At 36.1% G+C, this 12,196-nt stretch carries 12 protein-coding genes and 1 pseudogene; 10 read left to right on the top strand and 3 right to left on the bottom strand.

What is annotated here, in order from left to right; all coding sequences use genetic code 11:
* Window positions 1–20 precede the first annotated feature (20 nt).
* The 9 genes from AAC069_RS15545 (at window position 21) to AAC069_RS15505 (ending at window position 8,329) form a co-directional block, all read left to right on the top strand.
* Entirely contained in the window at window positions 21–323 is a 303-nt protein-coding gene (locus AAC069_RS15545; RefSeq protein ID WP_339921354.1) for a DUF4134 domain-containing protein, read from the top strand.
* 11 nt (window positions 324–334) lie between these two features.
* Window positions 335–667, top strand: coding sequence for a DUF4133 domain-containing protein (locus AAC069_RS15540; RefSeq protein ID WP_339921353.1), 333 nt, complete (start codon window positions 335–337; stop codon window positions 665–667).
* Window positions 664–3,168: a TraG family conjugative transposon ATPase gene (locus AAC069_RS15535; protein WP_339921352.1), complete on the top strand. Its 2,505-nt coding sequence runs from the start codon at window positions 664–666 to the stop codon at window positions 3,166–3,168. The genes AAC069_RS15540 and AAC069_RS15535 overlap by 4 nt, the downstream gene beginning before the upstream one ends.
* Before the next feature lie 24 nt (window positions 3,169–3,192).
* The gene (locus tag AAC069_RS15530; protein WP_339921351.1) at window positions 3,193–3,825 is read left to right on the top strand and encodes a DUF4141 domain-containing protein; all 633 of its coding nucleotides are present in this window, start codon (window positions 3,193–3,195) and stop codon (window positions 3,823–3,825) included.
* A 2-nt stretch (window positions 3,826–3,827) separates the two neighbouring features.
* Window positions 3,828–4,820 (top strand): conjugative transposon protein TraJ, encoded by a 993-nt coding sequence (traJ, locus tag AAC069_RS15525; protein WP_339921350.1) that lies wholly within the window; start codon window positions 3,828–3,830, stop codon window positions 4,818–4,820.
* A 20-nt stretch (window positions 4,821–4,840) separates the two neighbouring features.
* Complete coding sequence (traK, locus tag AAC069_RS15520; RefSeq protein ID WP_339921349.1) at window positions 4,841–5,464, top strand: conjugative transposon protein TraK; 624 nt, start codon at window positions 4,841–4,843, stop codon at window positions 5,462–5,464.
* A 225-nt stretch (window positions 5,465–5,689) separates the two neighbouring features.
* Window positions 5,690–6,949 (top strand): conjugative transposon protein TraM, encoded by a 1,260-nt coding sequence (gene traM / locus AAC069_RS15515; RefSeq protein WP_339921348.1) that lies wholly within the window; start codon window positions 5,690–5,692, stop codon window positions 6,947–6,949.
* A gap of 52 nt (window positions 6,950–7,001) precedes the next feature.
* A complete protein-coding gene (gene traN, locus AAC069_RS15510) occupies window positions 7,002–7,886 on the top strand; it encodes a conjugative transposon protein TraN (RefSeq protein ID WP_339921347.1) in 885 nt (294 codons plus the stop codon).
* Between the two features lie 167 nt (window positions 7,887–8,053).
* Window positions 8,054–8,329 carry a molybdenum ABC transporter permease gene (locus tag AAC069_RS15505; protein ID WP_339921346.1) on the top strand — a complete coding sequence of 92 codons (276 nt, stop codon included), beginning with the start codon at window positions 8,054–8,056 and terminating at the stop codon, window positions 8,327–8,329.
* Between the two features lie 324 nt (window positions 8,330–8,653).
* Here AAC069_RS15505 and AAC069_RS15500 read toward each other — a convergent pair whose 3' ends face one another.
* Both AAC069_RS15500 and AAC069_RS15495 read right to left on the bottom strand, forming a co-directional pair.
* A complete protein-coding gene (locus AAC069_RS15500; RefSeq protein ID WP_339921345.1) occupies window positions 8,654–9,721 on the bottom strand; it encodes a DUF932 domain-containing protein in 1,068 nt (355 codons plus the stop codon).
* Between the two features lie 45 nt (window positions 9,722–9,766).
* Window positions 9,767–10,159 carry a single-stranded DNA-binding protein gene (locus tag AAC069_RS15495; protein ID WP_339921344.1) on the bottom strand — a complete coding sequence of 131 codons (393 nt, stop codon included), beginning with the start codon at window positions 10,157–10,159 and terminating at the stop codon, window positions 9,767–9,769.
* Window positions 10,160–11,064: 905 nt separating this feature from the next.
* Here AAC069_RS15495 and AAC069_RS15490 point away from each other — a divergent pair.
* Window positions 11,065–11,343, top strand: a complete 279-nt coding sequence (locus AAC069_RS15490; RefSeq protein ID WP_339921343.1) for a DNA-binding protein — start codon at window positions 11,065–11,067, stop codon at window positions 11,341–11,343.
* Window positions 11,344–11,742: 399 nt separating this feature from the next.
* Here the strand turns inward: AAC069_RS15490 and AAC069_RS15485 are convergent.
* Window positions 11,743–12,171, bottom strand: a pseudogene (locus tag AAC069_RS15485) (tyrosine-type recombinase/integrase); the annotation flags it as partial.
* Between the last annotated feature and the right edge of the window lie 25 nt (window positions 12,172–12,196).

Below are 12,196 nucleotides of genomic sequence, written 5' to 3'. Positions count from 1 at the left end.
CAATTTAATTTTTTCAAATCATGAGAAATCAAGTTAAAAAAGTAGTGTTGGTAGTGGCTGTACTATCAACAATTAGTGCAATGGCACAAGGAAATGGAACAGCAGGCATCACAGAAGCGACGCAAATGGTCACTTCTTATTTTGATCCTGCTACCCAACTTATTTATGCTATTGGGGCAGTAGTGGGACTTATTGGTGGCGTGAAGGTCTATAACAAGTTTAGTAGCGGTGATCCAGATACGAGTAAGACTGCAGCCAGTTGGTTTGGAGCTTGTATCTTTTTGATTGTAGCGGCAACTGTTTTACGCTCTTTCTTCCTATAATTTTTTGCCTTATGAATACGTATAATATTAATAAAGGTATTGGAAGAACGGTGGAGTTCAAAGGACTGAAAGCGCAGTACCTGTTCATCTTTGCAGGTGGTTTGCTCGGGATGCTTATCCTGATAATGATCTTGTACATGACTGGAGTCAATTCTTATCTGTGCCTATTTATAGGAATCGGTGGTGGATCGCTACTCGTATGGCAAACTTTTTCACTGAACAAAAAATACGGTGAACATGGTTTGATGAAAGTGGGAGCGAACAAAAGACATCCACGATATATCATCTGTCGCAAGCCTGTGCATCGCTATTTTCAGTTGACTTCTAAAATGTATCAGCTATGAGAAATAAATCAAAGGCGACTACACTGGAAAGTAAGTTTCCGTTGCTAGCAGTAGAAAATAATTGTATTATCTCCAAGGATGCTGATATCACCGCTTGTTTTCGAGTACAGCTACCAGAGCTTTTTACAGTAGCCTCTGCGGAATACGAAGCCATTCATTCGGCATGGCACAAGGCAATCAAAACATTGCCTAATTATACGGTGGTGCACAAACAGGATTGGTACATCAAGGAAAAATATGCTCCTGATATAGCCAAAGATGATTTGAGTTTTTTGGCAAAGTCCTACCAGCAACATTTTAATGAGCGTCCGTTTCTCAATCATTATTGCTATCTGTTCTTAACTAAAACGTCCAAAGAGCGTATGCGAATGCAGAGTAATTTTTCTTCGCTTTGCAAAGGAGTGCTCATCCCAAAAGAGCTAAGAGATAAAGAAACCATCTCTCGCTTTATGGAATCGGTGGCGCAATTTGAGCGAATTGTGAACGATTCCGATTTTATAAAATTAGAACGATTAAGCGAGGAAGATATTATTGGAACAACTAGCAAACAAGGATTATTGGAACAATACCTAAGTCTTTCAAGAGAGGAGGGTACACCATTGCAAGACATTGCTTTGGGAGGAGAAGAAGTTCGCATAGGAAACAAAAGGCTTTGTCTGCACACCTTGTCCGATACCGATGATTTGCCGAGTTCAGTAGCAGCAGAAACCCGTTACGAAAAGTTGTCCACCGATAGAAGTGACTGTCTCTTGTCTTTTGCTGCGCCAGTTGGATTGTTGTTAAGTTGCAATCACATCTACAACCAATATCTTTTTTTAGATAACAGCGAAGACAACCTGCGCAAGTTTGAGAAGTCAGCAAGAAATATGCATTCCTTGGCACGGTATAGCAGGGCTAATCAAATCAATAAAGAATGGATCGAACGCTATTTGAACGAAGCACATTCTTTTGGACATGCTTCTATTCGAGCGCACTTCAATGTAATGGCATGGTCAGATTATCCAGTGGAATTAAAACAACTAAAGAACGACACCGGTAGTGCTTTGGCGTTGATGGAATGTAAACCAAGGCACAACACTACAGATGTAGCGACGCTCTATTGGGCAGGAATGCCAGGTAATGCAGGAGACTTTCCGAGTGAAGAAAGCTTTTACACTTTTATAGCACCTGCACTTTGTTTTTTCACTGAAGAAACCAATTATAAAAGTTCCCCCTCTCCTTTTGGAATCAAGATGGCTGACCGACTGACTGGAAAACCCATTCATTTGGATATTTCTGATCTGCCGATGAAGCGCGGTATTATTACGAATAGGAATAAGTTCATATTAGGTCCATCAGGTTCAGGGAAGTCATTTTTTACCAATCATATGGTGAGGCAATATTACGAACAAGGAGCTCATGTATTATTGGTAGATACAGGTAATTCGTATCAAGGATTGTGTGAATTAATCAAAGGAAAAACCAAAGGAGAAGATGGCGTTTATTTCACCTATACCGAAGACAATCCGATAGCCTTTAACCCTTTCTACACCGATGATGGCATATTCGATATTGAAAAAAGAGAAAGCATTAAAACTTTGATATTGACCTTATGGAAAAGGGATGACGAACCACCAACGCGGTCCGAAGAAGTGGCACTCTCGAATGCAGTGAGTGGTTACATTGAACGAATCAAGCAGCAGGATGAATTTCCTTCCTTCAATGGGTTTTATGAATTTGTACAAGGAGATTATAGACAAGTCTTAGAAGATAAAAAAGTACGAGAAAAAGACTTTGATATTGCCAACTTCTTAAATGTGTTAGAACCTTATTACAAAGGAGGTGAATACGATTATCTATTGAATTCCGAAAAACAACTCGATTTACTTTCTAAACGATTTATTGTTTTCGAAATAGATGCGATCAAGGATCATAAAATCCTTTTTCCAATTGTGACTATCATCATTATGGAGGTTTTTATCAATAAGATGCGTCGTTTGAAAGGAGTACGAAAACTAATCCTGATTGAAGAAGCTTGGAAAGCTATCGCAAAAGAAGGGATGGCAGAGTACATCAAGTACCTGTTTAAAACGGTACGAAAGTTTTTTGGAGAAGCCATTGTTGTAACACAAGAAGTAGATGATATCATCCAATCTCCCATTGTAAAAGAAAGTATTATCAATAATTCAGATTGTAAAATACTGCTGGATCAAAGAAAGTACATGAACAAATTTGACGATATCCAGGCCATGCTTGGTCTAACTGAAAAAGAAAAAGCGCAAGTACTTTCCATCAATATGAACAATGATCCCAAGCGACTCTACAAAGAAGTTTGGATTGGGCTAGGAGGAACGCATTCGGCAGTATATGCTACAGAAGTTAGTTTCGAGGAATATCTAGCCTACACCACTGAAGAAACAGAAAAGTTGGAAGTGATGCAACTGGCTAGCCAATTAGATGGAAATGTAGAACAGGCTATCAAGAGGATTGCTCTTGAGAAAAGGGAACAAGAAAACAATTAGTAAACATTTTAAAAACGAATAGAAATGAAAAATTTAAAAATTATGATATGCATGGTGATTTTATTCGCTTTCATGCCGAATGCTAAAGCACAGTGGGTGGTAACAGATCCTACAAATTTGGCTCAAGGAATAGTCAATTCAGCAAGACAGATTATACAGACTTCGACCACAGCGACCAATATGATTAACAACTTTAAAGAAGTTCAAAAAGTGTATAATCAAGGTAAAGAATATTATGATAAACTAAAGGCGGTAAACAACCTGGTAAAAGATGCTCGAAAAGTGCAACAGACTGTGTTGCTTGTTGGTGATGTTTCTGAAATGTATGTAAACAATTTTGGGAAAATGTTGAACGATCCCAATTTCAACGAGCAGGAATTAACAGCTATTGCTAATGGGTATTCCATACTGTTAAACGAAAGCACAGAACTATTGAAGGAGCTAAAACAAATTGTAAACTCTTCCAGCTTGTCGCTCAATGACAAAGAACGAATGGACATTATTGACCAAGTGTATCTGAAAGTAAAAGAGTACCACAATTTGGTTCGTTATTTCACGAATAAAAATATTTCGGTTAGTTATCTGCGAGCCAAGAAAGCTAATAACAGCCAAAGAGTATTGGATCTATACGGAACCGCTAACCAGAAATATTGGTAATCATGGAATTTAGTAATCTTCATGAAGTATTACGTTCGCTCTATGATGAGATGGTACCATTATCATCTGATATGGCTGCGGTTGCTAAAGGCTTGGCTGGATTGGGTGCTTTGTTTTATGTCGCATTAAAAGTCTGGCAAGCGCTGAGTAGTGCCGAACCAATAGACTTCTTCCCGTTACTTAGGCCTTTTGCTTTGGGTATTTGTATTACATTTTTTCCAACGATTGTTTTAGGAACGCTTAATGGGGTACTTAGTCCAGTAGTGCAAGGAACGCACAGCATATTAGAAAGTCAAGTTTTAGATTTGAATTCTTTACAACAGCAGAAAGACCTATTGGAGAGAGAAGCGATGCTGCGTAATCCTGAAACAGCCTATTTAGCATCGGATGAAGAATTTGATAAAAAGTTGGATGAACTCGGATGGACGCCTTCCGATTTGGCAACCATATCTGGGATGTATATCGAAAGAGAAATGTACGGAGTTAAGAAAATGATTCGGGATAGTTTTCGTGAATTTTTAGAAGTGCTTTTTCAAGCAGCTGCATTAGTTATAGATACGATACGAACTTTCTTCTTAATAGTGCTTTCAATATTGGGGCCAATAGCATTTGCGATTTCAGTCTGGGATGGATTTCAGTCTACTTTAACGCAATGGTTGACTCGGTATATTAGTGTGTATCTCTGGTTACCCGTTTCAGATCTTTTTAGTGCGATGTTGTCCAAGATCCAATCCTTGATACTCCAAAAGGATATTGACAGTTTATCTGATCCCAATTTTATCCCTGATTCATCAAGCACAGTTTATATCATATTTATGATTATTGGCATCATAGGGTATTTTACCATACCTACGGTGACTGGATGGATAATTCAGGCTGGTGGCGCAGGAAACTTTGTTCGCAATATTAATCAAACCACTACTAAAACTGGGAATATAGTAGGGGCTGGTACAGGCTCTGTTGCTGGAAATATTGGCGGTAAACTAATGAAGTAACAATTTAAAAATAAGATGAAATGGAATTTAAAACTTTAAGAAACATCGAAAATAGTTTCAGTCAAATTAGGCTTTACGCTTTTGTATTTGCAGTACTGTGTGTTGGTATATCGGGTTATGCTGTTTGGGAATCTTACCGATTCGCTGAATTGCAACGTCAGAAGGTCTATGTATTAGACAACGGAAAATCGCTAATGTTGGCTCTTGCTCAGGATGCTTCGATCAATCGACCTGTAGAGGCTCGTGAGCATGTTCGTCGGTTTCACGAGCTTTTCTTTACACTAGCTCCAGATAAAAATGCAATTGACAATAATATGAAAAGAGCATTCAATCTTGCTGATAAAAGTGCTTTTGATTATTACAAAGACCTAGCAGAAAAAGGATATTACAATAGGATCATTTCAGGAAATGTCCAACAACGACTTGAAGCAGATAGTGTGGTTTGTGATTTTGAAACCTATCCTTATGCTGTGAAAACGTATTCTAAGCAGTTCATCATTCGATCCAGTAATGTGACAAAAAGGAATCTCGTCACTTCTTGCTATCTGGTTAATTCCGTTCGTTCAGATAACAATCCACAAGGCTTCAATATGGAGAAGTTTACGGTTTTGGAAAATAAAGACCTAGAAATTATAGAACGCTAAAATTGTAACGATGAAACATATTCGAACAAATATTAACCTATGGATCAATGAAGTTGAGGTGAAATGGAGGATGCTTCCATTGCAGAAGCAGAATACATACATTATGGTTTGCTTTACTGTCTATCTAATAATCAGCATAGTTGGTATTCTTATCAGTTTGTTTTAGTTCCTGTAGTGAGCAATCGCTAGAGGGATCATTAGTACTAATTATAAAAAAGAAAAGACATGAAAGAAAATGAAAACAAGAAAAATGCAGTCTATGTTACAGATGGCAGTATAAATGCAGCTTCTGATGGACTGGAAGTGAGTAGGGAGGGTAAAGCCGAAAAAATTAAAAAGCCAATCATTTTTGGATTGATGGCGATAGTATTTTTTGGCTGTATGTATTTGATTTTTAAACCAGCAGAAAATATAAAAAATATTGAGATTCTAGGACTTAACGACTCTGTTCCTCAGGCTACCACTATTGGTTTAGAAAATGACAAACAAAAAGCCTATGAACAAGAATTATTAGAACAGAAAAATCAAGAAAAACAAAATGCCCTGACATCGCTGTCTGATTACTGGAATGAAGGGAGTACAGAAGAATCTTTGCAAGATGTTCCTGAAAAAGAAGGGAATACTAACGCTTCATTAAGTAGTTATCGTAATGCACAAAACACATTGGGCAGTTTTTACAATAATGATAATTCTGAAACGCAGGAATTACGCAAGCAACTAGAGGAACTAAAAGAAGAACTGGCAAGAAAGGAAGAAACACCAACTAATATTGTTGATAATCAGTTGGAGTTAATGGAGAAATCGTATCAAATGGCGGCTAAATATTTGCCGATCAATTCAGCATCGCCTGAAAGCAAGGCAAATGTTACTTCTTCACCACCAAAAGAAGCCTTTGTTTCCATAATTCCAGAAAGTCGAAATGTCGTTTCTAACTTGGAGCAAAGAGTCGAGGAACATCTAGTAGTAGCGGTTAGTAATAGTACATTCACCAATACTAATCAACAACAGCAAGCAAAGAATAGTATTCGTGCTGTTGTTCAAGAAACACAACTCGTCTCCGAAGAAACTAGTGTTAGCCTGCGTTTATTGGAACCTGCAAGGATACAGAATAAAACGATCCCAGTCGGAACTGTAGTAACTGCAAATTCGAAGTTTCAGCAAGGTAGGTTACAACTGAAAATTAGCTCTATTGAGTTGGAGGGAAATATTCTCCCCATTGAGCTCACTATCTATGGCTTGGACGGACAACAGGGATTGGTAGTGCCTTATTCTCCAGAACGTACCGCTATGACCGACATGGCAGCAAATATGGGACAAACTTCTGGTAGTAGTATAATGCTGTCAACTTCTGCTGGACAACAAATTGCAGGGGATTTAAGCCGAGGATTAGTTCAAGGTGTTTCAAATTATTTCTCAAAAAAAATTAAGATTCCAAAAGTTACCCTAAAAGCAGGACTGCAAGTGCTGCTAGTATCAAAAAAATAATTGTTTAAAAAATAAATGGTATAAAATGAAAACAGCTGTAAAAAATACTTTGATGATACTAATTTTAATATTAGGATACACATCAATTACGCATGGGCAGGAGGCCTTGTGCACAAGCGCAAAGAAAAACCTAACTATAATAGAGCCATACGATATAGAAGTAACATTCGATAAAACTACACATCTATTATTTCCCTCTGGTATTCGTTACGTAGATTTAGGTAGTACTAACTTGGTTGCGAGTAAGGCTGAGGATGCTGGTAATGTTTTGCGAGTTAAGGCATTTGTTCGCGATTTTGAAGAAGAAACTAATTTTTCAGTAATTACGGAAGACGGAGCCTTCTATAGTTTTAATGTCTCCTACAATATATGTCCTAGGGTTACTAATTACAGTTTAACTAAAACCGTCAAGACCGATCGTGAGTGGAATTCAAAACCAATTTTGTTTAAAGAACTAGGAACGAATTCGCCCAAATTGGTCGACGAATTAATGGAGGAGATTTATAAGCAAGACAAGCACTTTATAAAACAAATTGGCACCAGAAAATTTGGAATAGAATTTCTATTGAAAGGTATTTATATTAATGATGACAAATTTTATTTTTATACACAAATTAAGAATTCAAGCTTCGTTTCATTTCCAATTGATTTCGTCAGTTTTAAAGTGATAGATAAAAAGAAAGCGAAGCGCACTGTTGTACAGGAAGTAACTAAATATCCAATAAGAGTTTATAGCGCTATCGATGAGGTAGAAGGAAAAACGGTTTCTAGAAATGTCTTTGTTTTGGATCAATTTACGATCGCTGATGACAAAGTACTTCGCATAGAACTCCATGAAAAAAATGGTAGCCGATTGCAAGTTTTGGAGATTAAAAATAGCCACTTACTTAAATCCAAGTTAGTTAAGAAGCAACATACAGCGGAAGATTTAGAGTAATAATTAAAACTTAATATGAAGTGATTGCTTTACTAGATCTAGTTTAGCAATCACTTTGATTTTTAGTATTATAAACAAACTACGTAACTATCGTTAAATGAGTAACTTGTTTTTATTTTGTTGCTTTTTTTGTAAATTTATCAAGTGAAATTTATAAATATTTGATTATGAATCCTGCATTGTTTTTAAGTATAATTGCTCTAATTATAGGTGTAAGCCTTCGATATTGGATCAACAGGCGAAAATTTCACAGACGGAGTCCAATGGGAGTAGAGGGATTTTCGAGTTACGAAAAATCAGTAATTACTACTTTCTTAGAAGGAAGCGCAAAGTGGATTTCCGTTGGATTAATTATTTTTGGACTCCTTATGTTATGGAGTTATTCAAAAAAGGAGTCAAACGAAAAGAGGCCAGCTCCAATCAAAGTAGAAAATTTGCGATAATAAAGCGGCATTCTTTTGCTTCTTTTCTTTTGACGCTTTTGTGGAAAGAAAAGAAGGTGGAAATAAGTAAATAGGATAAAGAATATCCTATCATTTTACTCGAACCTTTTCAGAAAAAATAGATGGAAGCATTGCGTACTGATTACTTTTTTCTGAAGTGGTTCAACTAGTTTCTTCAAAAAGACTTTCCCGACCATTTCGAAGGGAAGGTCTTTTTGAAGTTCAAAATTGTAGTATATACTCTATGCTAAATTAGAGTTTTAAGATTGTATAAAATAGACGGTCACCCGCGAAGTGGCCGTCTATAATTTTAATTAGAATGTATTAATTGAAGCAATTCACACCCAGTTTTTGAAAATTAGTACAGATTTCAAAAGCTTTTTGAGATTTTAATTGAGCAGTACCTCCCATAATAATGGATTGCAATTTGGCTTCACTATCCTTATAACTACGTACATTTTGGTAGTAGCCTGTTACAGCGTTGTAAGCTCCAAACAAAGTTCCTTTTGTCGTGTTCATTTGTTGTGAGTCACTTGTCATAGCATAGGCAAAAGCATCTTCAACGGTATTTTTAAATACTGTAGATATTTCGTCCTCATTTCCAGCTTTTAGATGTTGTAAAGTTTCTTTGTTAGGGCATAGTGCGAATTGTATCATTTTTTTAACCTCATGATCGTGCACTTTCACTTTTGCCCAATTATTAAAAATGTCCTCTAATTGATTACTAAATTCGTTTGCTAATCCCATTACTTTGTGTGCATTTTCCAAACGTTGTTTTGCTCCCGAAGTATGGCGTATGCGTACTACATTACTCATATTACGAAGTGATGCGTTTAGTGTATTTTGGCAAACTATTCTAACGGGTGTAAAAGCTGCCGTAATGCTTCCGCTACCATCGTGTGAAGTAGTGAGGAAAATATATTTTTCTGTAACATCATCACCATTGCCAACACGAATATAGTCCGGTAATTTAGCTGTAATAAAGATACGTTCTCCATTTCCTAAAGCGCCTGCAGTCTCGTACAAAATCCCATCAGTACCACCTACAATAGCATCAAAGAAACTAAATGCTTCACGATTTTGTACAATATGATACTCTTTACCGACGACACCCAAAACAGCATTGTTATCTGTACGGATAGTAGCAAAATAATCGGGAACGTTTACTTCATTGTCCCTTATTCCTAAACTGTCAGTAGGATTAATTATGTTTGATGCGTTGGTATAAAGAGGACTTTTTATCACTTCATAATCAAGTCCTGCGTGGTTAATTGCTTCGGCGCTTGTTGGATAGTCTGTTACTATTTGACCTAAACCGTGCCAAGCTTTTTCTCGTACGCTAAAAAAGGAATAGCGTCCAGCTCTTTCGTTGAAATTTAAATTGTGTGCCATGATATTAAAATTTTAAAAGTTGAAAAAATGATTAAGTATTTAGTGTTAAAATGGTAGATCATCTGCAGGCTCCTCTATAATGACCTTTGTCTTTTCTTGTTTTATGATAGTCTGTGCCTGCCCTATTTTCTTATAACTTCCATGTAATTTAACAGTAGAGGTGTGAAAATTTAAACTAGATCTAAGCTCCCCGTTATTAGCAGTCCAGGCTCTTGTACTTACTCTTCCTGTTAGCTCTACTAAAGCCCCTTTAAGGAGTATTTTTGCTACATTTGGACTTATCCAGTAGGAGCAATCAAAATAGCTGGTTTGCTCTATGCGTTCGCCTTGCCTATTTCGATAACTATCATTGATAGCTACTGAAAAACTCACCACTTTTTTGTCCTGCGGTGTTGTGTGTACTTCCGCATCCCTTGTTAATCTTCCGATGATATTCATAATTTTTACTTTTTAGATTTATTTTTTAAATTAATTTATTCGGTAATGAGAGGAGGTGCTGTTTTGTTTCACTCTAATTCCAATATAAATAGTATTAAATTTCATTGTTGACATTTTTTTTATTCGTCCAAAGAGCCGGAGTATGCTATGTTTCGTTTCGAGAGCATAAAAGGTTAGTGTTTAGTAAAAACAACGTTTTATCAAATAAATACTACCCGTATGGGTGGAGATTTTTTGATAAACCCGTAGGGCTTGACCTTTTTTTTGCGTTAAAAACACTAGAATACCTTTGCTCTTGAATTGGGACAATTAAGCATACTGGTTTTTGAATAGTAATAGACTGGAAGCAAGGTTGTAAAGAGGATTGTTTATGGTTATAAAGAATAAAGCGACTCTTCAAATAAGTATTATATAACGTTATCAATCAACTATTTATACAAGATAAGGGTATGGCTATATAAGCCATGTAAAAGGATCTTGAAAATTATGGGTAGGTAGCGGCTTAAATTTTCAAGATTCTTTTATTTATTATCCGACTAAGCTCTTTTATGCTGGAGCAGAGCGGAAGTATAAATGTGCTTTGAGGATTGGAGTTAAGTTGAAATTGAGCGAAGTATAGATTTGACTGTTCTAAAAGTTAATTTTGAAAAAGGGATATTAGAATAGTACTATAAGGTTATGTGAACTGCCATTAGAGGACAAATAACACCATTGCTAATCAGATATATAAACGACTTGTTTTATTTGCATACTTTAGAGTAAAAGAAGTAGCACTAGACTATTTGCTGAATTGCACTTTGTAAAATTGAATAGCTTTCTGTTTTAAAAAACTGTAAGTAAAATAAAGAGCTAATTCAAATTAAAAGGGAGAGATGTATTGTTTAAATTTTTAATAAAAGGAGATTATGAATGACATGATAACAAAAGAAGATTTGAGGCAGTTTGGTTTGGAGTTATTAGGTAATATTGGTACTTTAATGACACAGACGAAGGAAGTCCGAGGTGAAATAGTAGACCAAGAATGGATAAAAAGCAAGCAAGTAAGAACATTAATGAATATGTCCCCAGGATCTGTTCAAAATTTAAGAGTGACCCAAAAGATACGATTTAAAAAAATACTCGGCTCGTACTACTATAATAAAGTTGATCTACTAAAACTTTTTACAGATGAAAGGCACAAATAAACTTTCCGATGATCGGTTAATGAATTCTTTGCAAATATATATGGAAGATCCAAGATTAAACGTTTGGCACTTCGCGCTGTTGCTAGCTATCCTTACTCTAGGATATAAGCAGAGACAAAAACAAAATATTAAAGTTAGTCGTAGCAAGATCATGGCACTTTCGCATATAAATACGATACCGACTTATCATAAATATTTTAAAGAACTACAAAGTTTAGGATACATTGAATATTTACCTTCATACCATCCAGGAGTTAGGAGTGAAGTTAATCTAAAAGTAATAGAGGTTACTCGGTGATGGAAGTAACCTCTTTTATTTGTGGTGCTGATCGCAGCTACCTTTTACAGAAATATAATATTTCGTATCTGATAACTTGTTATTTTGTTATGAAATAGTAGTTAAGATACATTGTATTTTTGCTTGATCTTTTTTATTTCTTTCTCTAATCTAGAGAGGATAGCTAGGTCTGACTCACACATTACTGGATCCGTTTTATTTATCCGTTTATTAAGCAATGCCATTTCCCTACCAACAGTAACTTGTTCTGTAATAGCATAAGCTTCAGTCTGCTTTACGGATGAATGTCCAAGCATTTCTTTTACTACATTTATTGGTACATTGTTTTGCAGTGTTACTGTGCTTCCAAAGGTCCTGCGAGCCATATGTGTATTAAGGGTGAAGGGAAAAGCACAAAGAATCGCAATCTCCTTTACGTATTCATTCATTTTTTGGTTTGAAGCTACAGGTAAAACAGTGCCACGTTGTAAACAGAGAGGATGTTCTTTATATTTTTTAATTATTTCAAGCGCTTGTGGTAGGAGCGGGACATTACATTAAAAAAACACCAAATAA

It is taken from the genome of uncultured Flavobacterium sp. (assembly GCF_963974175.1).
Taxonomy (GTDB): domain Bacteria; phylum Bacteroidota; class Bacteroidia; order Flavobacteriales; family Flavobacteriaceae; genus Flavobacterium.
The sequence above is the reverse complement of the archived record's forward strand: the minus strand, read 5'-3'. Positions and strand labels throughout refer to the sequence as shown.